15 protein-coding genes are annotated in these 21,714 nt (G+C 73.7%); 7 read left to right on the plus strand and 8 right to left on the minus strand.

Annotation, left to right across the window (positions count from 1 at the left end):
* Positions 1 to 92 precede the first annotated feature (92 nt).
* Genes IU369_RS15300 through IU369_RS15310 form a run of 3 tightly spaced genes read left to right on the plus strand, consistent with a single transcriptional unit; the run spans position 93 to position 3,685 of the window.
* Positions 93 to 1,655 carry an acyl-CoA carboxylase subunit beta gene (locus IU369_RS15300; RefSeq protein ID WP_217921848.1) on the plus strand — a complete coding sequence of 521 codons (1,563 nt, stop codon included), beginning with the start codon at positions 93 to 95 and terminating at the stop codon, positions 1,653 to 1,655.
* The gene (locus tag IU369_RS15305; RefSeq protein WP_217921849.1) at positions 1,652 to 1,906 is read left to right on the plus strand and encodes an acyl-CoA carboxylase epsilon subunit; all 255 of its coding nucleotides are present in this window, start codon (positions 1,652 to 1,654) and stop codon (positions 1,904 to 1,906) included. Before IU369_RS15300 ends, IU369_RS15305 begins: the two co-directional genes overlap by 4 nt.
* Positions 1,907 to 3,685: an acetyl-CoA carboxylase biotin carboxylase subunit gene (locus IU369_RS15310; protein WP_217921850.1), complete on the plus strand. Its 1,779-nt coding sequence runs from the start codon at positions 1,907 to 1,909 to the stop codon at positions 3,683 to 3,685.
* Here IU369_RS15310 and IU369_RS15315 read toward each other — a convergent pair.
* The 6 genes from IU369_RS15315 to sucC all read right to left on the minus strand — a co-directional run bounded on the left by IU369_RS15315 (position 3,594) and on the right by sucC (position 11,958).
* The gene (locus IU369_RS15315; RefSeq protein WP_217921851.1) at positions 3,594 to 5,798 is read right to left on the minus strand and encodes a hypothetical protein; all 2,205 of its coding nucleotides are present in this window, start codon (positions 5,796 to 5,798) and stop codon (positions 3,594 to 3,596) included. The genes IU369_RS15310 and IU369_RS15315 overlap by 92 nt on opposite strands.
* Before the next feature lie 11 nt (positions 5,799 to 5,809).
* Positions 5,810 to 8,356, minus strand: a complete 2,547-nt coding sequence (locus tag IU369_RS15320) for a galactose oxidase-like domain-containing protein (RefSeq protein ID WP_217921852.1) — start codon at positions 8,354 to 8,356, stop codon at positions 5,810 to 5,812.
* Positions 8,356 to 9,513, minus strand: coding sequence for a glycosyltransferase family 2 protein (locus IU369_RS15325; protein WP_217921853.1), 1,158 nt, complete (start codon positions 9,511 to 9,513; stop codon positions 8,356 to 8,358). Before IU369_RS15325 ends, IU369_RS15320 begins: the two co-directional genes overlap by 1 nt.
* Positions 9,510 to 9,707, minus strand: a complete 198-nt coding sequence (locus tag IU369_RS15330) for a hypothetical protein (protein ID WP_217921854.1) — start codon at positions 9,705 to 9,707, stop codon at positions 9,510 to 9,512. The genes IU369_RS15325 and IU369_RS15330 overlap by 4 nt, the downstream gene beginning before the upstream one ends.
* Before the next feature lie 236 nt (positions 9,708 to 9,943).
* Positions 9,944 to 10,813 carry a succinate--CoA ligase subunit alpha gene (gene sucD / locus IU369_RS15335; RefSeq protein ID WP_217921855.1) on the minus strand — a complete coding sequence of 290 codons (870 nt, stop codon included), beginning with the start codon at positions 10,811 to 10,813 and terminating at the stop codon, positions 9,944 to 9,946.
* Positions 10,810 to 11,958 carry an ADP-forming succinate--CoA ligase subunit beta gene (sucC, locus tag IU369_RS15340; protein ID WP_217921856.1) on the minus strand — a complete coding sequence of 383 codons (1,149 nt, stop codon included), beginning with the start codon at positions 11,956 to 11,958 and terminating at the stop codon, positions 10,810 to 10,812. Before sucC ends, sucD begins: the two co-directional genes overlap by 4 nt.
* Positions 11,959 to 12,155: 197 nt before the next feature.
* Here sucC and IU369_RS15345 point away from each other — a divergent pair, with 197 nt between their 5' ends.
* From IU369_RS15345 to IU369_RS15360, 4 genes are all read left to right on the plus strand, one after another.
* Positions 12,156 to 12,926: a GNAT family N-acetyltransferase gene (locus tag IU369_RS15345; protein ID WP_217921857.1), complete on the plus strand. Its 771-nt coding sequence runs from the start codon at positions 12,156 to 12,158 to the stop codon at positions 12,924 to 12,926.
* Complete coding sequence (locus tag IU369_RS15350) at positions 12,923 to 14,122, plus strand: GNAT family N-acetyltransferase (protein WP_217921858.1); 1,200 nt, start codon at positions 12,923 to 12,925, stop codon at positions 14,120 to 14,122. Before IU369_RS15345 ends, IU369_RS15350 begins: the two co-directional genes overlap by 4 nt.
* 69 nt (positions 14,123 to 14,191) lie before the next feature.
* Positions 14,192 to 15,802, plus strand: a complete 1,611-nt coding sequence (locus IU369_RS15355) for a hypothetical protein (RefSeq protein ID WP_217921859.1) — start codon at positions 14,192 to 14,194, stop codon at positions 15,800 to 15,802.
* Between the two features lie 30 nt (positions 15,803 to 15,832).
* A complete protein-coding gene (locus tag IU369_RS15360; protein WP_217921860.1) occupies positions 15,833 to 18,826 on the plus strand; it encodes an oligosaccharide flippase family protein in 2,994 nt (997 codons plus the stop codon).
* 18 nt (positions 18,827 to 18,844) lie between these two features.
* Here IU369_RS15360 and IU369_RS15365 read toward each other — a convergent pair whose 3' ends face one another.
* Both IU369_RS15365 and IU369_RS15370 read right to left on the minus strand, forming a co-directional pair.
* Complete coding sequence (locus tag IU369_RS15365; protein ID WP_217921861.1) at positions 18,845 to 20,191, minus strand: hypothetical protein; 1,347 nt, start codon at positions 20,189 to 20,191, stop codon at positions 18,845 to 18,847.
* 143 nt (positions 20,192 to 20,334) lie between these two features.
* A complete protein-coding gene (locus IU369_RS15370; RefSeq protein ID WP_217921862.1) occupies positions 20,335 to 21,660 on the minus strand; it encodes a DUF11 domain-containing protein in 1,326 nt (441 codons plus the stop codon).
* Positions 21,661 to 21,714 lie beyond the last annotated feature (54 nt).

Below are 21,714 nucleotides of genomic sequence, written 5' to 3' on the forward strand. Positions count from 1 at the left end.
CCCCCCGGGGACGTGCCGCGCGGGACGGCGGTGCCGCCGGGACGCACGGGGACCAGATCTGTTCGCAGGACGACCCGGAGGGTGATGTCGAGGTGAGCGCCGGGGACAGGATCGACCAGCTCCACCGCCTCCGCGAGGAGGCCCTGCACGCCGGCACCGAGGCCGCCGTCCAGCGGCAGCACGACCGCGGCAAGCTGACGGCGCGCGAGCGCATCGAGCTGCTGGTCGACCCGGACAGCTTCGTCGAGCTGGACATGTTCACGCGCCACCGCGCACACGGCTTCGGCCTGGAGGACACCCGCCCCTGGGGCGACGGCGTCATCACCGGCCACGGCACCATCGACGGCCGCCGCGTCTTCCTGTTCAGCCAGGACTTCACCGTCTTCGGCGGCAGCCTCGGCGAGGTCTTCGCGGAGAAGATCGTCAAGGTCATGGACATGGCCGTGAAGATGGGCTGCCCGCTCATCGGCATCAACGACTCGGGCGGCGCGCGCATCCAGGAGGGCGTCGTCAGCCTCGGCGGCTACGCCGACATCTTCTTCCGCAACGTCCGCGCGAGCGGGGTCATCCCCCAGATCTCCGTGATCATGGGACCGTCCGCCGGCGGCGCCGTCTACAGCCCCGCGATCACCGACTTCATCTTCATGGTGCGCGAGACGAGCCACATGTTCATCACCGGCCCGGAGGTCATCAAGACCGTCACCGGCGAGGACGTCACCATGGAGGAGCTCGGCGGGGCCCAGAGCCACGCCACGAAGTCGGGCGTCGCCCACTTCGCCGCCGACTCCGAGCAGGACTGCCTGGAGATGGTGCGCGACCTCTTCTCGTACCTGCCGCAGAACAACCTCGACCCCGCGCCGTTCCTGGCGACGGCCGACCCCGTGGACCGGGCCGAGCCGGAGCTCGCGACGATCGTCCCCGACGTCGCCACCAAGCCGTACGACATGACGCACGTCATCGAGCTGATCGTGGACGACGGCGACTTCTTCGAGGTCGCCCCCCTCTACGCCCAGAACATCGTCATCGGGTACGCCCGCCTCGCCGGCCACGTCGTCGGCGTCGTCGGCAACCAGCCGAAGGCCCTCGCCGGCGTCCTCGACATCGACGCGTCCATCAAGGCCGCGCGCTTCGTGCGCTTCTGCGACGCGTTCAACATCCCGCTCGTGACGCTGGTGGACGTGCCGGGCTTCCTGCCCGGGACGACCCAGGAGTACAACGGGATCATCCTCCACGGCGCGAAGCTGCTCTACGCCTACGCCGAGGCCACGGTCCCCAAGCTCACCGTCATCACCCGCAAGGCGTACGGCGGCGCCTACGACGTCATGTCGAGCAAGCACGTCGGCGGCGACTTCAACGCGGCGTGGCCCACGGCCGAGATCGCGGTCATGGGGGCCGAGGGGGCGGTCAACATCGTCTTCCGGCGCGAGCTGCAGGAGACCGAGAAGGCCGGCGGCGACGTCGCGGCCCGGCGTGCCCAGCTCATCGCCGACTACACCGAGCGCTTCGCGAACCCGTACATCGCGGCCGAGCGCGGCTACATCGACGCGGTGATCGACCCGCGGGAGACGCGCGGCTGGCTCATCCGCTCGCTCGAGACCGCGCTCACCAAGCGCGAGCTGCGGCCGCGGCGCAAGCACGGGAACATCCCGCTGTGAGCGGTGGGGGGTGGACGGCGTACACGCCCCGGTCGGCGCCCCTGCGCGTCACGGCCGGCGGTGTCCCGTCCCCGCGCCAGCTCGCGGCCCTGACGGCCGCGCTCACCACCCTCGTCGAGTCGGAGCGGCCCGTCGCCGCCGACCCGCTGCCCGCCGCCTACCGCTCGCGCTGGCGCCGGGCCGCGCTCATCGAGTCGAGCGAGGTCCCGCTCAACGTCAAGGACGTCGGTCCGCCCTGGGGAGTCCACTAGATGCCGTTCAGCAAGGTGATGGTCGCCAACCGCGGCGAGATCGCGATCCGCGTCTTCCGGACGCTGCGCGAGATGGGGATCCCGTCGGTGGCCGTCTACAGCGAGGTCGACCGCGACGCCCTGTTCGTGGGCTACGCCGACGAGGCGTACCTGCTGGGTCCCGGCCCGGCGAGCGAGAGCTACCTCAACATCCCGCGCATCCTGGAGGTCGCCGCCGAGGCCGGCGTCGACGCGGTCCACCCCGGCTACGGGTTCCTGGCCGAGAACGCCGGGTTCGCCCGGGCGCTCGGCGAGGCCGGCATCACCTGGATCGGCCCGCCGCCGGACGCGATCGACGCGATGGGCTCCAAGACCGGGGCGCGCGCCCTGATGGACGCCGCCGGCGTCCCGATCGTCCCGGGCGTCACCGACCCGGTGCCCGACCTGGAGGCCGCGCGGCCCATCGCCGACGACATCGGCTACCCGGTGGCGGTGAAGGCCGCGGCGGGGGGCGGCGGGAAGGGCTTCCGCGTGGCGCTGACCCCGGACGAGCTGCCCGGCGCCTTCGAGGGGGCCCGCGGCGAGGGCGAGCGGTTCTTCGCCGACGGCACCGTGTACCTGGAGCGGTACCTGCCGCACCCCCGGCACGTCGAGATCCAGGTGTTCGCCGACACGCACGGGTCGTGCATCTGGCTGGGGGAGCGGGACTGCTCCGTGCAGCGGCGCCACCAGAAGCTGATCGAGGAGACCCCGAGCCCCATCGTCTCGGACGACCTGCGGCGGCGCATGGGCGAGGCGTCCGTCACGGCCGCGACGGCGGTGGGCTACACCGGCGCGGGCACGCTGGAGTACCTCGTCTCGGGCGAGGAGTTCTTCTTCCTCGAGATGAACACCCGCATCCAGGTGGAGCACACCGTCACGGAGGCCGTGACCGGCATCGACCTGGTGCGCGAGCAGGTGCGCGTCGCCGCCGGCGAGCCGCTCTCCGTGACCCAGGAGGAGGTCGCCCCCCGCGGCCACGCCTTCGAGTGCCGCATCAACGCCGAGGACGCCTCGGCGAAGTTCATGCCGTCGCCCGCGCGCATCACCGCCTACCGCGAGCCGTCGGGCCCCGGCGTCCGCGTCGACTCCGGCGTGCGCGCCGGGTCGGACATCCCGGAGATCTACGACCCGATGGTCGCCAAGCTGATCGTGTGGGACGTCGACCGCGAGTCGGCGCGCCTGCGGATGCTGCGCGCGCTCTCGGAGTACGTGGTCGAGGGGCCCGCGACCCTCATCCCCTTCCACCGCGCGCTGCTGCAGGACGAGGAGTTCATCGCGGGCGGGGCCTGCCACGACCTGCTGGCCCGGATGGCCGACACGGCGACCCCGATCCCCGGCGACCTGCCGCCCGTCGCGGCCGAGGCCTCCGACACCGCCGACGAGCCGGTGCCCACGGCCGAGCGCCACTTCACCGCCGAGATCGACGGCCGCCGCTTCGAGGTGGCCCTGCGGTACGACGAGCCGGCGGGCGGCGCGGGACCCGCCCCGGCGGCGAGGAAGCCGAAGGCGAAGCGCGGCTCCGGGGGCGGCGGGGGCGGCGGCAACCCGGACGAGGTGGTCACCCCGATGCAGGGCACCGTGCTGAAGGTGCTCGTGGAGCAGGGCCAGGAGATCACGGCCGGCACCGTCGTCGCCATCGTCGAGGCCATGAAGATGGAGAACGAGGTCACCGCCCAGCGGGACGGGACGGTGACGGAGGTGCGCGTCGCGGCGGGGCAGGGAGTCTCGGTCGGCGAAGTGCTCGCGATCGTCGGGTAGCCACGACCCAGCGGGGCCGTGACAGCACGCCCCGCCGGGGTCCGGATGTGCCGGGTCGGCGAGGCGATGTCACGACCGGCCGGCGGAGTGGGGTGGCGACGGTCCGCGGCGGCGGATCGGGACGGTCCGGCAGCGCGGCCATGCTCCCGTGGGCGGAGGTCCCGAGCGTCGGTCCGGGGTGCCGTGTCACCGCCTGCCCGGCCCAGCCGTCGGTGCGCCACAGCACCTCCGACCCGCCGAGCACGATGGCCGCCCACGCGGTCCCGCCCAGCGCGGGCCAGACGTGGAACTCGTAGGGCGGTGACCGCCGACCCGCCGTGACCTGCAGCAGGCCGCCCCGCGCGTCGGCCGCCTGCAGTCGCAGCATGTCGGTGATCTCGTGTCCGGCCTCGAGGCCGAGTCGCAGGCGCAGGAGGATGGCCCCCCAGGTGCCCTCCCCCCACACCGTGGCGGGCGGGTCGTCGTACGTGCCGGGGCTCCCCGCGTACGGCTGGTAGCCGCCGATCGGCTCGGACGTGGTGTACGTCCGGTTGTACGTCTCGGGGTCGGCCGAGAGGGCCACGGGGGCCCGCGGTGGGACGAACTCCCCGAGGTGCGCGATCTGGCGGCGCGCGAGGTCGTCGCGTCCGATGGCCCGCAGGAAGAGCCCGCCCCACGACACGAGGTCGAGGGCGCGCGCCGTGTCGCCGACGCCCTGATCGAAGCGCTCCCGCTCCGCATCCCAGTGGTTGGTCAGCAGGCTCCGCTTGACCGCCTGCGCAGCCTCGGCGAGCCGGGCGTCGCCGAGGACGTACCCGAGGTCGCGGAGGAAGAAGTACGCGTCGATGTTGTGCTCGGTGGAGACCCACGCGATCTCCTCCGGGATGTACTCGTAGCCCGGCCCGTAACGGCCCTCGCCGCCCCGGACGCTCCCGTAGCGCGGGTCGTCGGCCGCGAACCCGTTCTCGCGCGTGACCTGACGCCCCAGCAGGTACCGGGCCAGCCCCTGCGCCAGGGGCCGGAACCGCCGGTCGCCGGTCGCGAGCTCGTACTCGACGGCCGCCGTCCCGACCCACGCGAGCGCGCCGCTCCGCACGTAGCGGTCGGCCTCGCGCCCGAGGAAGACGTCGTAGGAGAACGCCAGCGCGCCGTCGGCGCCCTGCAGCGCCGCGAGCCTCTCGAGGATGTCCGCCGCACGGTCGTGGCGCCCGGCCGCCGTCAGCGCGAGGGACGCCACGGCGGCGTCGTAGACGAACGACCGCTGCTCGAGGCGGTATCCCGAACGCCGCGTCTCGTCCCCCGAGTACCCGTAGTCCGGGTCGTCCCGGGGGATCTGGAACGACCGGGGGAGACCGCGGATCCCGGGGGCGCCGGTCCACTCGCTCGAGTTGAGGATCCTGTCGTCGCCCGTGCGCACGAGTCGCGCGATCTTCACACCGCGCCGCGCGAGGGGCGCGCGGAAGGTACCGTCGCGACGGAGGGGGACGACGGCCTGCAGGTTGTCGATGTCGGTGCGCGAGAAGACGTGGACGGCGACGCCGTCGACCGGCGGGCCGGGGCTCTCGGCCGTCGCGACGACCGCACCGTCGGCGGTCCGCGTCAACCGGGCGACCCACGCGCCGCCCGGCGGAGCCGCGGCGGGGGCGGTCGTCCAGGAACCATCGGGCTCGAGGGGATGACGCGACGGCGCGCCACCGTCGCGGGCCGCGACCTCGACGACGTACGCGAGCGGGTCCACGCCCGCCCACGTCCCGGAGAGCGGCCCCGCGTGCCCCTCGTCGTAGGAGCGGTCGAACGCCACCCTCACCGGGGCGGGTGGTGGGACGGGGGCGAGGTCCCCGACGTCGGCGACCCGGCCCGCCACCGGCCCGACGTGGTCGACGCCGTATGCCTCGTCGAAGGTCACCGCGTACCCCTGGGAGCGGTCCTGCTGACCCTCGATCCAACCCAGGGCGCGGGTGTGGGCCTCCGCCGTCCCCTCGACGCGGGCGACCGCCGCCGAGACGTCGTCCGGGCCGGCGGGCGGCGCCGGGGAGTGCGCCAGGGCGAGACCCGGCAGCAGGACCGCGACGAGGAGCACCGCGGCGCGGCGCGCGCGACCGGGCATGGCCGGGGACCGGGGTTCGGCGTCCATCGCGGGTGTCCTCACAGCCTCCTGAGGCTCATGGCGTCCACCTGGAAGGCGTTGTTCGCCCCCGCGGCGAGCTGCATCACGTACATGTCGATGCGGTTGCCCGTCGCGCCGACGGTGGCGGTGACGGTCACGGGCGTGAAGGTGTTCGTGAGCGTGGTCGTGGCGATGGTCTGGGCGGCCACCACGTTGTCCGGGCGCCGCTCGCGGATGACGATGCGGACGGTCTTGCCCACCGACGACCCGGCGCCGGCCCGCACCACCGCGCGCGCCTCGTAGCGGTGGCCGGCGGTCGCCGAGAGGACCGTGTCGGGGTCGTCGTCGATGCTGTAGTCGGCACCGGTCGCGCGGGCCACGCGCGCCACGGCGGCGCCGTCCGGGGCTCCCGCGACGACCTGTCGCGTGATCGTCGACCGGTAGTTGAACCAGCCCGAGGTGCCCGCCTCGAAGGACGGGTTGGGCAGGAGGTTGGCACCGGGCGCCGTCGACACCGTGACGGTCCGGGTCGCCGTGGACGCCGCCCCGTCGTCGTCGGTCACCCGCAACCGCACGACGTGGCTCCCGGCCGGGAACGTCCGGCCGGCGGTGACGGCACCGCCATCGTCGAACGCGCCGTCGTCGTCGAGGTCCCACCCGCGGGAGGCGATCGTGCCGTCCGAATCGGTGGAGGTGTCGGTGAACACGACCGTGTCCGCCGTCGTGGGGGCCGCGGGGGCCTGGGTGAAGGCGGCGCTGGGAGGCGCGTTGGTCCCACCGGGCAGCGGCGGGGCGTCGGGCGCGTTCGGGTCGAGGCGCAGCATCCGCGCGACCGAGGGGACGCCGTTGCCGTCGACCAGGAACAGCATGTAGTACCCCGGGGGCGCGAGCGTGGCGTCCGCCGGGGTGCTGAGCGTCAGCCCGTCCGCCTGTGTGGTCATCGCGAGCCGGATCGAGCGCTGGTCCATGTCGTTCGCGTGCGTCGTCGATCCTGCGCGCACGAGCACGGCGCGCGTGATCGCGGACGGCGTGCCCGTCGCCACGCGGAACCCGGCCCCGTACCGCACCGCGGTGGGTGCGAAGTCGATGGTCGGGCGGGCGCCCCGGAAGAGGTACGGCGGCTCGTAGAACTCGCCGTTGTCCGCGAACCGCGCGCCGGGGCGGTCGTCCCCGGCGGCGAGCACGCGACCGTCCGGGAGGAGGACCGCCGTCGAGTGGTACGTGCGCTCCTCGATCTGGGAGACGACGCCCCGCCACGACCCGGCGCCGGGGTCGAGGATCTCGGACTGGTAGACGGGTCCCGCCCAGAGACCGAGGTCGTCGTCGCGACGCGACCCCCCGCCGACGGTCAGGAGCGACTCGTCGGGCAGCAGCACGGTGTTGTGGTGGGAGCGGCCGTACGCCATCGACGGGCCGGGGCTCCAGCCCGCCCCCGGGTTCGTCAGGTCGAGGACGATGGAGGAGGCCATCGCCTGCTCGCTCTCGGGCAGGTCCGTGCCACCGATCATCATGAGGCGGGTCGCCCCCCCGGGGCCGGCGGGCATGAGGACCGCACTGCCCCACACGCGGTCGGTGGGCGGGATGGGGAGCCCCTGCCACGTCCAGCTGTTCGTGTCGAGGAGGGCCGCGGTCTGGTCCGGCCCGACCTGCAGGACCTTGCCTCCCGGCACGACGAACATGTGCGGGTAGAGCTCGGTGTAGCGGCGGGCGGTGGGCTTGAGCGACAGGGTGCCGACCCCGTTCGGGTCGGCGGACGGCGTGAACACCTCCACGTCCTGGTTGATGCGGAAGAGGCCCTGCTCGTCGTAGCCGTTGTGGATCACCGCGCGGCCGTCGGGGAGCGTGGTCACCGTCGGGTACCAGCGGCCGTGGGCCATGTCGGGCTGGCGCGTCCAGGTCTCCGTGAACGGGTTGAAGGTGAAGAGGGCCCTCAGCCCCTTGTAGTCCAGCCCGTTCGCCGGGTACTCGAGGTTGCCGCCGGCGACGAGGACCCGGCCGTCGGCCAGCACCGCCTGCCCCGCGCACCAGATGTTGAAGGGCTTCCCGGTGGCCGGGTTGAGCGGCGGGTCGACCCGCCGCGACGTGCGCGTCGCCGGATCCCACACGTAGGCGGTCGCCTCGTTGCGCGTCAGGTCCGCCGTCGGGTACGCGAACATGAGCACCTTGCCCGTGGCCAGGACCACCGTGTTGATGCCGATGACCGGCAGCGGGAAGGGGTCCCCCCAGCGCCCGTCGGTGTCGACCGCGAGGGCGGCGGCGCCGTCGGGCTCGGCGAGCGCGGACGCCCCGTCCGTGCCGGCGGCCGCCGCCCGACCGCGGCGCAGCGCCGGGCACCGGCCGCGTTCGGCGGCGCGGACGACCGGGTCGTCGCATCGGGCCAGCCGCGCCGCGTCGCGGCGGGCGAACGCCTGGCGGTCGTGGAGGTGGCCGGCGAGCGCGGGCGGCTCGTACCCCCGGAGGTACTCCCGGGCCGGGAGCCCGCCGGGGGCCGCGACGACGGGGGCCAGCGCGACCACGCCTGCGCTGGCGGTGGCGAGGACCAGGCCGGCCGCCGCGCGGCGGTGCCTGAGGCGGTTGCGTCTCATCATCTCCTCGGTTCCGGAGCGGGGATCGCCGGCGCCGACGCCACGGGCTCGAGCGCCAGACGGCGCCACCGCCGGCGCACGAGCGTCGGGTAGCGGTAGCGCCCCCAGTGGCCGGTGCTGCGCACGAGCCTCACGTAGCGCGCGACGCCGAAGGCCGGCATCAGCAGCACCTGGGCCAGGCTGTAGTAGGGGAACAGCACCATCCAGGAGGTGCGCACCGGCCAGTTGCACACCACGATCAGTGCCGTGTAGATCAGGATCACGGCCGGGACGAGCTGGTAGTCGTCGACGCCGGAGACCAGCTTCCCCGTCAGCAGCAACCAGACGAGGACGATGTTGTAGGTCCAGTAGACCGGGAAGCGCAGGTTCTTGTCGAAGTTCACGAAGGCGGAGCGGAACGACCCGCACCACCATCCGGTCCGCTGGCGGATCAGCTCCCGGAACGTCGGGGGGACCTCGGTGTAGACCGTGAGGTCCACGTGCGCGACGCGCAGGCCGAGGCACTTCGCGATCTTCCCGACCTCGATGTCCTCGCCGTAGAAGTAGTTCGAGTGGTGCCGCATGATCGCCCGCAGCGCATCGGTGCGCGCCAGCGTGATCGCCCCGCTCGTCATCCACGGCCGGTGGTGGCGTCCGCGCATCGCGAGCGCGTACTCGATGGCCTGCATGTGCTCGGCCACGGTCTCGCGCCGGTCGGGGAGCACCTTCGCGCTGCACAGGTCGACGCCCTCGCGCTCCATCGCGGCGACCGCGCGCCCGACGTCCTGCTTCGTCCACGTGTCGCCGTCGAGCCGGATCGCGTAGCGGGTGGTGACGCGCCCGAGCGCGACGGTGAGCATGTCCATCGGCGAGTGGGCGGACGCCACGGGGACCCGCTCCACCCGCCACCCCTGCCATTCGCAGCCGTTGGCGAACCGTCGCATCGCCTTCGTGGTGGTGTTCACCACGAGGACGACGTTGCCGCGGTGCCGCTGCAGGTACTCCCGGTTGCAGAAGTAGCGCGGGTCGCCGTAGAGCGGCACGAGGATCGTGAAGTCGTCGCTGCGCTCGTCCGCGAGCCCGAGGGCCGGGCGGAGGCACGTCACGATGTTCTCCGCGTCGAGGAGGGCCAGCAGGGGGATCATCAGCGCCCCCGCGAGGAGCAGCTCGTCGGTCACGACCGCGGCACCGTCGGTCTCCGGCGCCCGCGTCGCCGCGTCCGCTCGCTCACCACCAGGGCGACGATCAGCGCCACCATCACCAGCAGCTCGACCCAGACGACCGGGAGGGCGAGACCCGCCACCTCCATGTCACCGTCCGCGAGGGCGCCCACCGCGAGGAACGTCCCCGCGATGCCGTTGACGGCAATCACAAGAAACCCCCTTGTATCCGCGGCCAGTTGTTGCTAGCTGGCTAGGGCGGTGAGCCTCGGGGGGGTGTGGACGGACGAACAACTAGTCGAACGTCGAGGTCTTCTGGACCTCCGACCAGTTGACGAGTGATAACGAACCTGACCGGGGTCGGAAACTTCGCCGGACGACGCGGGCACGACGGGAGCGTCTCGGATGGCGCGACGGCGGAGGTACGCCGCCGCGCCATCCGGGCGCGTCAGCCCAGCTGCTCCTTGACGATCTGCGCGACGGCGGTCGGGCTCTCGCCCACCCGCACGCCCCGCGCCTCGAGCGCCTCCTTCTTGGCCTGCGCCGTGCCGCTGGAGCCGGTGATGATGGCTCCGGCGTGGCCCATCTGCTTGCCCGGGGGGGCCTGGAAGCCGGCGACGTAGCCGACGACCGGGGTGGACATGTTCGCCGCGATGTAGTCCGCGGCGCCCTCCTCCTCCGCCCCTCCGATCTCGCCGACCATGACCACCAGATCGGTGTCCGGGTCGTCCTCGAAGCGGGCGAGCATGTCGATGAACGAGCTGCCCACGACGGGGTCGCCGCCGATGCCGACGACGGTGCTCTGGCCGATCCCGAGGAGCGCCAGCTCCTTGGAGATCTGGTAGGTCAGCGTGCCGCTGCGGCTGACCAGCCCGACCCGGCCCGGCTCGAACACCTGCGTCGGCATGATCCCGACGGTGGCGATGCCGGGGCTGATGACGCCCGGGCAGTTCGGGCCGATGAGCGTCTTGCTCCCGCGCTTCAGGTGCGTGTAGACCCGGAGCATGTCGTGCGCCGGGATGCCCTCGGTGATGCAGACGACGACCTCGACGGGGCTGTCGAGCGCCTCGAGGATCGCGTCGGCGGCGAACCGCGGCGGCACGAAGACCATGGCCGTGTTGGCCCCGGTCTCCTGCGCGGCGTCGTCCACCGAGTTGAAGACGGGGATGCCGTCCACGTCCTGGCCGGCCTTGCCCGGCGTGACCCCGGCGACGACCTGCGTGCCGTAGGCCTTGTTGCGGGTCGCGTGGAACGCGCCCTCACGACCGGTGATGCCCTGCACCACGAGCTTGGTCGATGCGTCGACGAGGATGCTCATGCGTTCTCCTTCGCCAGTTCGACGGCTCGTCGGGCGGCGGAGAGCATCGTCTCCTCGACCACCACGTTGGACGGGGCACGCTCCCTGATGATCGCGCGGCCCGCGTCCTCGTTCGTGCCGTCCAGGCGCACCACGATGGGCAGGGTCGTGCCCAGCCGCTCGAGGGCGGTGAGCAGGCCCTCCGCGACCTCGTCGCAGCGGGTGATGCCGCCGAAGATGTTCACCAGCAGCGCCTTGACCTTCTCGTCGCTCAGCAGCACCTCGAGGGCGGTGACGACCTCGTCGGCCTTCGAGCCGCCACCCGCGTCCAGGAAGTTCGCGGGACGGCCGCCGGCCAGGGCGACCACGTCGAGGGTGCTCATCACGAGCCCCGCGCCGTTGCCGAGGATGCCGACGTCGCCGTCGAGCTTGACGTAGGTCACGCCCCGCTCGCGGGCCATCTTCTCCTGGGGGTCGTCCGGGGAGACGTCGCCGATCTCGGAGAGCTCCGGGTGCCGGTGGACGGCGTTGCCGTCGATCGTCACCTTCGCGTCGAGGGCGATCACGCGGTCGTCCTCGGTGAGGACGAGCGGGTTGATCTCGACGAGCATCGCGTCGAGCGACACGAAGGCGTCGTAGAGCGTCCCGAGGATCGAGATGACGCCCTTGATGGCCTCCTCGTCGATCCCCGCGTGGTAGGTCAGCCAACGGGCGTCGTGCGCCTGGAAGCCGATCAGCGGGTCGATGTGGCGGCGCACCAGCGCCCCTGGGTTCGACACGGCCACCTCTTCGATGTCCATGCCGCCGACGGCGGAGAGCATCACCAGCGGACGCCGTGCGGCGCGGTCGAACGTGACCGAGGCGTAGTACTCCCGCTTGATCGCGGAGGCCTCCTCGATCCAGACGCTCTTGACCGTGTGCCCGCGGATGTCCATGCCGAGGATCGCCTCGGCGTGCTTCTGCGCCTCGTCCGGGGACTCGGCGAGCTTGATGCCGCCGGCCTTTCCGCGGCCACCGATCTGCACCTGCGCCTTGACGACGACGCGCCCGCCGATCGACTCCGCGGCCGCCCGTGCGGCCTCCGGGGTCTCGGCGACCTCGCCACGGGGAATCTGGATCCCATGGCCGGCCAGAAGGCGTTTGCCCTGATACTCGAGAAGATCCACGCGGCTCCTTATCGCCGGATGACGTGCCCGGGGCCGTGCCCCCCAAGTCGGGCGGACGCACCCCACGGCACACGGCCGTCGGCCATCCTATCCGCCGGGGACCCCCCACAGGGGGCGTCGCCCCCCGGTCGTCGCCACCCCTCTCGACTTTCGGTTGTTCACCTCCGGCCGGAAATCCGTGAGACTGCGGAGGTCACATGACACGCACCCTCTCCAACGACCGGGCCGCGGTGCTCGTCGAGGCGGTCCGACGGGTCATCGACGGGGTCCGGCGGCGTGCCGTGACCGTGGCTGGTGCCTACCGCCGCCTCGGGGTCGCGGGCGCCGCCGTCGCGATCGCCGGCCGCCTCCCCCGCCGCCTCGTCAGCGTCCAGTGGTACGAGCTGCACGAGACGATCACGCCCGGCGTCCCCGTGGTGCCGCCGTGGCCGGACACCCGGACGGCGGGGACCGACGACGTCGCCGCCCTCGCCGCCGCCGGCCAGGCGACGGCCGACGACATCCGGGGGCGCCTGCGCAACGGCGACACCGCCTACCTCGCCTACGACGCGGGCGAGCCGATCGGCTACCTCTGGCTGCGCGCCCGCAGCTGGCGGGAGGACGACACCGAGTTCGTGCTGCAGGACGACGAGCGCTGGGCCTACGACTCGTTCGTGGTGCCCGCCCACCGCGGCCGCCGGATCGCCCCCGCGGTGACCGTGCACGCGATGGCCGAGCTGCGGCGCGCCGGCGTGCGGCGCGTCCTGTCGGTGATCGACCGCCTCAACGAGGCGTCGCTGCGCGCGTCGCGCCGGTACGGGGCGCGCCTCATCGGCACGTTCCTGACGGTCGCGCTGCCGGGCCTCGTGGTCGTGCGCGAGCAGCCGCCCGACGGGGGGCGCGCCGCCTGGTCGCTCCACCGCCGCCACGGCCCCATCGTGCGCACGCCTCCCCCGTCGGCGCCGCCCCCCTCCGGCGCCGCGACGTGAGGAGCACGACCGCGGCGGATCACGGCGCGTGGACCGACGCCCCGACCATCCCCGGCGTCGAGCCGCTCACCGCCGGCCTCGAACGCGAATGGGACGAGCTCGCGCGCGCGAGCGACGCGTCCCCGTTCCTGCGTCCCGCCTACCTGCGCCTGTGGCGGGCGTCGTTCGACGCGGACGGCCGCCCGCCGGACGTCGTCGTCGCCCGGCGGGAGGGCCGGCTCGCCGGGGCCCTCCCCGTCAGCCGCGACGGCGGGCGCGTCGGCCCCCCCGGCAACTTCGAGACCCCCGCCGGCGGGATCGTCGCGGGCGACCCCGTCGCCGCGGCCGTCGTCGCGCGCGGGCTCCTGGAGTGGGGCGCGCGGCGCGTCGACTTCCACCACATCCCCGCGGCGGGCGCGTCGCGGCAGGCGATCGAGCGCGCCGCCGTCATCGGCGGGCACCGCGTCGTCCGCCGCGTGACGATGCGCAGCCCCGTCGCCGACACCGTCGGCGGGTGGGAGGCGTACTGGGGGGCCCGGTCCCGCAACCTCCGCCACAACGTCGAGCGCTGCCGGCGGCGGGCTCGCGAGGCGGGCGAGCTGACGTTCGACGTGCACCACGCGTTCGCGCCCGGCGAGCTCGCCCGGCTCCTGGAGGAGGGCTTCGCGGTCGAGGGCTCCGGGTGGAAGACCGCCCAGGGCACCGCGATCCTCACGAGCCCCCGCACCCGCCGCTACTACACCGACCTGGCGGGGTGGGCCGCCGACGAGGGCTGGCTGCGCCTCTCGTTCCTGCGCATCGACGGCCGGCCGATCGCGTTCTGCCTCGGCGTCGAGGCGTTCGGGGTCCACGACGCCCTCAAGATGGGCTACGACGTCGCCGTCGCCCGCCTGTCGCCCGGGATGATGCTGCTCGACGCCCTGATCCGGCGCGCCTTCGAGACCGGCCTGACCCGCTTCGACTTCGCCGGGCACGACGAACAGTACAAGCTCGCGTGGGCGACGGGCACCGAGGACCAGGTGTCGTTGTCCGTCTTCCCGCCGACCCCCGGGGGCCGCCTCGCGTACCGGACGGAGCGGACCCGCATCGCCCTCGCCGAGAGCCCGCTGAGGCCATTCCTGCGACCCGCCGCGGTCGCCCTACGGGGCGCCGCCGCCCGGGTCCGCCCGCGGCGCGGCCCTCACGAAGACTCGGCCGCCGGCCGAGAGACACCATGACGCGGATGCCGCGCGCACGGGCGACCGGCGCATGCGGGACGCGATCCGATCGGGAGTAGAGTCGACCGAATGTCATTCAACGGAGTGACCCCGCCGGGGGCGGCCTCGCGCGGCTTCGACCGCGGCTGGGTGCGCGAGCCCGAGAGCCGTGGCGGCCTCAGCCGTTACATCGCCGTCGCGCGCGACCACTGGCGCCTCATGCTGGTGCTGATCGCGTTCGTCGTCGGCGCCGCCATCCTCGCGGTGAGCCTGTCGTCCAAGACCTACGAGGCCGAGGCGCTCCTCAGCGTCTCCCCCGTGTCGAGCAACGACACCCGCTTCGACGGCATCAGCGTCATCCGCGAGACCAGCGTCCCCGGACGTGACGTCGAGACGCTCGCGCGGCTCGTGAAGACGATCCCCGTGGCGCAGGCGGCGGCGAACTCCCAGGGTGTCAGCGGCAGCCCGCAGGCCCTCCTCTCCAAGGTCGTGGTCACCCCGATCGGCGGCAGCTTCCTGGTCTCGGTCACGGCGAGCGACGAGACCGCCGAGGGCGCCGCCGCCCTCGCGAACGCCTTCGCGTCCGGCGCGGTCACGGTGCGCTCCGCCCAGTTCCGCGAGCAGGTCGAGAGCGAGATCGAGTCCGTCAACGCACAGATCGCCGACGGCGTCGGCCTGCCCGAATCGACGATCGCCCAGCTCAACGAGCGCCTCGCCTCCCTGCAGGCGCTGCGCGGCGCGAACGACCCGTCGGTCCAGCTCGAGACCCAGGCCACCGTCCCCGACTCGCCGACCACCCCGCCGCTCAAGCTGATCATCGCCATCGCCCTCGTCGTCGGCGTCATCGTCGCCTTCGGTGGCGCCGTCGCGGTGGACACCGCCAGCAGCCGCGTCCGCACCGAGGGCCAGCTCTCGGAGCGCTTCAACCTCCCGGTCCTCGCCCGCGTGCCGAAGGGCCGCCCCGGCGCCGGCGCCGCGGGGACGGCCGACGCCTACCGCGACCTCGCCCAGGCGATCGCCGTGCTCCGTCGCGACCCCCACCGGCCCCGCTCGCTGCTGTTCACCAGCGCCGGCGACTCGGAGAGCCGCACGACCGTCGCCATCGAGACGGCCCGCACCCTCGCCGACGCCGGCCAGCGCGTGCTGCTCGTCGACGCCGACCTCCGCCAGCCGACCGTCGCCCGCTCGCTCGGCCTGACGCCGGCGAACGGCACCGGCTCGGTGCTGATGGGCCGCGTGCCGCTCGAGGCCGCCGCCCAGGAGCTCCCCGGCTTCCGCGGCACCCTTGAGGTGCTGTCCGGCGCCGACGCCGACTCGGCCGCCGCCGTCGTCGCGATGTCGCCGGCCATCATCGGCCAGCTGCTCGACGCGGCCGCGACATGGGCCGACTTCATCATCTTCGACGGCGCCCCCCTCGGCACCGTCGCCGACGCCGTGCCCGTCGCGACCACCGTCGACGACGTGATCGTCGTCATCCGCCGCGGCGAGACCGAGCTGTCGCGGCTCGCCCGCCTGTCGGACCTGATGCTGCGGTACGAGATCGTCCCGCGCGGCCTCGCGCTGGTCGACTGGCCCCGCCGCACCCGCACCCGCAGCGACGACGTCGTGTCGGAGCGCGTCCCCGAGGGACGCTCCCGCACCCCGCGCGGCACGAGCTCGGTGCCGGACCCGGGCACCCCGCGGACCCCGCGCACCCGATGACCGGGCAGGCCCCGCCGAGGCCGTAGGACGATGGCCCGGAGCGACGAGACGCTCCGCCCTGCGCCCGTCCCGGCCGGGGCGGGGCTGCCGCGCAGGACCACGAGCGTCGCCGGCCAGACCGCGCTGATCCTGGGGTCGCGCGTGGTCGGCGCCGTCTCGACGGCGGTCCTGACGATCGTGCTCGCGCGCCTGCTCGGGCTCGACGGGTACGGCGACTACGCGCTCGCGCTGACCATCGCGACCCTCGCCGCGACGTTCGCGTCGCTGGGCGTCGACTCGGCGACGTCCCGCTACGTGGCCGACGGCTACAACAGCGGCCGCGGCATCGCCGGCGTGATCATGACCGGCCTGCGCCTCCGCACCGTGATCGCGGGCGTCGTCTTCGGCCTCCTGATCATCCTCGCGGAGCCGCTCGCGTCGCTGTTCGGCGAGGCGAGCCTCGCCAACGCCGTCCGCGCCGCCGCGATCGCCCTGTTCTTCAGCGCCGGCTTCTCGTGGCTCAGCGGGATCTACGAGGGCGTCCAGCAGGGACTGATGCTCGCCCTCATGTCGGTGGTGAAGGCGGTCGTCGAGTTCGCCATCGTCCTCACCGTCCTCGTGATGGGCTTCGGCGTCGCCGCCGCGCTCCTCGGCAACGCCGTCAGCTACGCCGCCGCCGTCCTCGTCGGCCTCTACGTGATGCGCCCCTACCTGAAGAGGCGGGCGGGCATCCCCGAGGTCCACGCCACCAGCGGCGAGATCCTCCGGTACGGCAACCACATCTGGCTCGCGGGCGTCGCGTGGCTGCTGTTCGAACGCGTCGACCTGGTGCTGCTCGGCGTGTTCATCGACACCGACGCCGTCGGCCTCTACGACGCCCCCTGGAGGGTCGCGACGATCCTCGGGCTGCTGGGCCTGAGCCTCGCCTCGTCCGTCACCCCGCGCATCGCGTCGGTCGACCCCGCGGACGCCGGGAAGCTGCTGACGAAGGCGCTGCGCGTCTCGCTGATCTTCTACGTGGTGCTGGGCACGATCACCGCCGTCGCCGCCGGCGACCTCATCACCGCCCTCCTCGGCGACGAGTTCGCCCGCAGCGCGACCGTGCTGAGGGTGCTGCTGCCCTACCTCGTGCTGATCGGGCTCGCGCCGATCCTGTCGCGCGCGCTCGACTACATCGGCGTCGCCGCGGTGCGGAAGTGGATCGCCCTGGGGGCCTTCCTCATCAACCTGATCCTGGACCTCATCCTCATCCCGACGATCGGCCTGCTGGGCGCCGCGATCGGCACCAACGTCGCGATCTTCGCGTTCGTCGCCGGCCACTACGTCCTCGTCGCCCGCAGCATCCCGCTCGACGAGAAGTCGCTCCTCGGCACGCTCGCGCGCTCCGCCGCCGCCGCCGCCGCCGGCGGGGTCGCGTGCCTGCTGGTCCTGGTCCTGCCGGGGCCCGCCCTGGTGCTCCTGGCGATCGCCTTCCCGTTCGGCATCATCGTCGCCGCGACCGTCCTCATCGCGATGGGCGAGACCCGCGACGACGACGTCACGATCCCCTCCCAGCTCCGGCCCCTCACCGACCTGCTCGGCCGGGACATCGCCTGGCGGGAGAAGCTCGCGTCGCCGAACACGATGCTCTCGGTCGCCGCGGCGTTCGTCGCCCTCGTCATCGGCGCCGGCGTGGGCCGCTCGCCGCTCCTGGTCGTCGGGGCGATGGTCGGCCTCGCCCTGATCGCGCTGCTCCTCTCCGACATCACCGTCGGCGTCGTCGCGTTCGTGCTGATCCAGCCGCTCGCGCTGGTGGTCGGCGGCGGGGAGTCGCTGATCTCCAAGGGCGCGGGCGTGATCCTGCTGGTCACGTGGCTCGTGTCGCTGCGGTACCCGTCGTCGCGCAAGCGCTACCTGGGCTTCCTCTCGAACAACCCTCTGCTGGCCGTCCTGATCACGGTCTTCATGGGCTGGTGCGTCGCGTCGATGCTCTGGTCCATCAACCAGTCGTTCTCGATCGAGGCGATCCAGCGGTACGCGCTCGGGTTCCTCCTGCTGGTCATCGTGTTCACCGCGACCCGCGACCGCCGCTCGGCGATCCTCATCGCGGGGGCGTTCTCGATCAGCGCGACGGTCTCGACGCTGGTCGGCATGGCGTTGGGGAACCGCATCGAGGGGCGGCTCGTCGGGACGTTCGCCGACGCCAACGAGTACGCGGCGTTCTGCGTGCCGGCGCTCCTGATCGCGGCGGCGTTCGCGTCGACCGCCTCCACCCCCCTGCGCCGGATGGCGTTCGCGTTGTCGGGCCTGATCTGCGGCCTCGGCATCGTCCTCTCCGGGTCGCGCGGCGGGATCATCGCGATCGGGGCGGCCCTGATCGTCTGGACGATCTTCGGCGGGCGCTGGCGCATGCGCGTGCTCACCGCGGGCGTGGCGGTCGCGCTGCTCCTCGTCGGCTACGTCAACATCGCGGCGTCACCCGCCACGAAGGCCCGCTTCGCCACCCTCACCCAGGGCGAGCAGTACGGCGCGAGCGCCGGCACCGGGCGGGCCGACATCTGGCAGGTCGGCCTGCGCGCCTACCGCGACCACCCCACCAAGGGCGCGGGCATCGGCACCTACACCGAGGCGACGCCCCGCTACCTGGCGCGCCCCGGCCTCGTGCGTCGCGGCGACTTCTTCACCGAGACGCCGAAGGTCGCCCACAACATGTACCTCCACATCCTCGTGGAGATCGGGACGGTGGGGCTCGTGCTGTTCATGAGCATCGTCCTCACCTGCCTGGCGGCGGCGGTGCGGGCGGCGCAGCTCTTCAAGCGCGCCGGCGACGTGACGCTCGAGCTCATCAGCCGGACCCTGCTCGCGGGCACCGTCGGGCTCCTGGTCGCCGACTTCTTCATCTCCGGCCAGTACCAGCGGATCCTCTGGATCCTGCTCGGCCTGTGCGTCGGGATGCTCGGCGTCGCACGCACCCTGCTCCCCGCCCGCGGCGCAGGCGACGTGCCGCTCGACGACCCGTCGCCGCCGGTGCGGGGCGAGGAGCGCACGCCGGCCGGCGTCGCCTGACCCGCCCCCGCCCGGCGGTCAGGAGCGGGCGGCCCTCCGCGGGGCGGGCCGGATGTCGAAGTAGCTGACGCCCTTCGGCCGGGCGGTGTACCGGCCGGCCGCGTACGGCCAGACCCGCCACACGTAGCGCCGGTCGCGGCGGAGCTTGCCCGACGGGACGCGGTACCGGGTGGTGCGCGGGAAGGCGGTGAGCACCTTGCGCACCTTCCGTCCGCGGATCTCGAAGATCTGGACGTTGTAGAGCCGCGTGGAGCGGGGCCCGCGGGTCCAGCGCAGGACGGGGCGCAGGTACGTGAGCTTCACGCCCGCCCGCGGTCGCAGCGCCCGCGCGTTGTAGGACACGGGACGGGCCTGCGGACGGCCGCGCGACGGGCGCACCACCGGTGAGGGCGGCGTGCCGGCCGGCGCCGACGACCCGCTCGTGCTGCCGGAGGTGGCGGGCGGGTCGGGTGACTGCGACGTCGCCGTCGGGTCGATCGTCAGCGCGGACCGCGACGAGACGGCCGCGTTGTTCGCGTTGTCCACGGTGCGCACGTACCACTGGAGGGGGCCGGCGGGCAGCGTCTGGAACGAGACGAGCCGCGTGCTGCGGGCCGTCGTCGAGCCGACCTTGCCGCGTCCGACGACGTACACCTCGTAGTACTGGATGCCGGAGAGCGGGTCGGCGGCGGCGGCCCACGTGAACTCGGGGCGGGTCGTGGTGACGGTCGCCCCCGGCGCGGGCGTGGCGGGTGCGCCGCCCGTGGGCGGCGTGACGTCGACGTTGACCGTCGTGGAGATCGTCGTCGTCTGCCCGAGCGCATCGGTCGCCGACCCGGTGACGACCTGGCCGGCGCCCTCGCCGAGCGCCACGGGGGCGGGGCACCACGCGCCCGGCCCCGGGTTCGCGTCCGCGCAGGCGAACGTCACCATGGTCGGCGCGTTCGTCCACGCCCGGGGGTTCGCGGCCGGCGACTGCGACGCCGTGACCGCCGGCGCCGTCCGGTCGCTGATGAAGGGTGCGGTCGCCGCGTAGCCGCTGTACGCGATGGGGACGCCCGCCAGGGTCTCGACCGAGCGGACCCAGAACGTGACCTGCTGGCCCTCGGGCACCCCGAGCGAGACGGAGGTGCCGGTGCCGAGCGCGCCGGGGCTCCCGGGCGGTGCGCCGTCGGTGGTCACGCCGCCCTCGTAGGCGACGGCGTCCCCACCGGCGTCGGGGGCGACGGGGCTCCACGAGAACGTGCGGGCGGTGGCCGTCGATGCGCCACCGGGCGCGGCGGTCACGCCCCCGGGCGCGGGGGCGGCCAGGGCCGACGGCGCCAGGGCGAGGGCCGCGACTGCGACGGCGACGCGGGTGTGGGAGGAACGGGGGAGCGGCGTCATGCGCGTGAGCCTACCGACCCGATCCTGGCAAAAGCTATCCGCCCGGGTGGTTTGGCCGACCCCCGGGGGAGGGACGGTCCCGCGGAACGCCGTGGCGCCGGTCGCCACCGCTCACGCGGTGGCGACCGGACCCGACGGATGGATCAGCCCGTGACCGCCGGCTGGACGCGGGCGGCGAGCGGACGGAACGTCGTCCGTGCGCGCGCGCTCCGGTTGCGGACGTTGGCGCCGCTGACGGTCGCCACGTTGACGCGGGCACCGCGGACGTTCGACGTCGCGCGCATCCACACGTTGATCGTGCGGGAGGCGCCCGGCGCGAGGTTGCCGAGCCGGACGACGACGGCGCCGTTGCGGATCGACGCGGTCCTGCTGGCGCGGACGAACGCGAGGCCGCCCGGGACGCGGTCCCGGATGACAACGGCGGTCGCCGTGCGCTTCGTCGTGTTCTTCACCGTGATCCGGTACCGGACGAGACGCAGGACCTGCGCCCTGGCCGGGGCCGACTTGGTGATCGTGAGGTTGAGCTTCGCCGGGGCGCCGGTCGTGCCGCCGCCGGGGGTGGTCGGGGTGCCGGGCGTCCCGGAGGTGCCCGGGGTGGTCGTCGCCCCCGTGAACGTGGCGGCGGCGGACGCGGTCAGGACGGTCGGCACGGCGTGCACGGTCGCCTGGCTGCGGTCGAGCGGGGCCGTCCGGTACAGGCGGCCGTCGCCGGCCGTGCCGGCGCCGACGGTGACCTGGCCGGGACCCGCGGCGGTCAGGGTGGCCGTGGCCGTCCCGTCCGCGCCGATGGTGACCTGACCGGCCGAGAGGGTGCCGGAGCCCGCGGTCACCGTGAGGGTGACGACGGCGCCGGGGCGACCCGTGACCGTGACGGTGGAGCTGGTGGCGCCGGCCGCCGGCGCGGCGACCGTGAGGCCGAGCGAGGCGGGCGTGGCGGCGGCCGCGCGGGCGGCGGCCACGAGGGCGGCGACCTCGGCGTTGAACGCCGCGTCGCTGCTCGGGCCGTCCTCGCGGAGGTCCCCGTCGAGGACCCAGGTCGCGACCTGGCCGACGGCCGCCTGGTTCCGCTTCGCGGCGGTCGGCGGGCCGGTGACGGCCGAGTTCAGGACGACGTAGGCGATGGCCCGTGCCTGGACGGTGTCGAGGGGGACCTCGACGACGTCCGCCTGGACGGTGCCGGTGTTCAGGCCCGTCCGCGCGTCGACGCAGAACGCCACCACGGGGGTGCCGTTGAACGTCAGGTTGATGGTGCCGGCCTGGCCCACCGGCGGCGAGGCGTCCGACCCGTCGGGGTAGAAGAAGTCGTCGATGTCCGAGCGGTAGATGTCCGGCGTCGGACCATCATCCTGCCCGGTGTACGTCTGGGTCTGGACGACGGCGGCCGCAGGCGACGCCTGCAGCGCGAGGATCCCCGCGAGGAGGACGATGAGGGCGAGGACCCCCCTCAGGAGGAGTGGTCTCCCGCCCATGTGGTGCGTCATCAGATCGACCTCCAAGGTGGTCTGATCGGTTTCAGCCGGGCC

The sequence above is a fragment of the Miltoncostaea oceani genome (genome assembly GCF_018141545.1).
Taxonomy (GTDB): Bacteria; Actinomycetota; Thermoleophilia; order Miltoncostaeales; family Miltoncostaeaceae; genus Miltoncostaea; species Miltoncostaea oceani.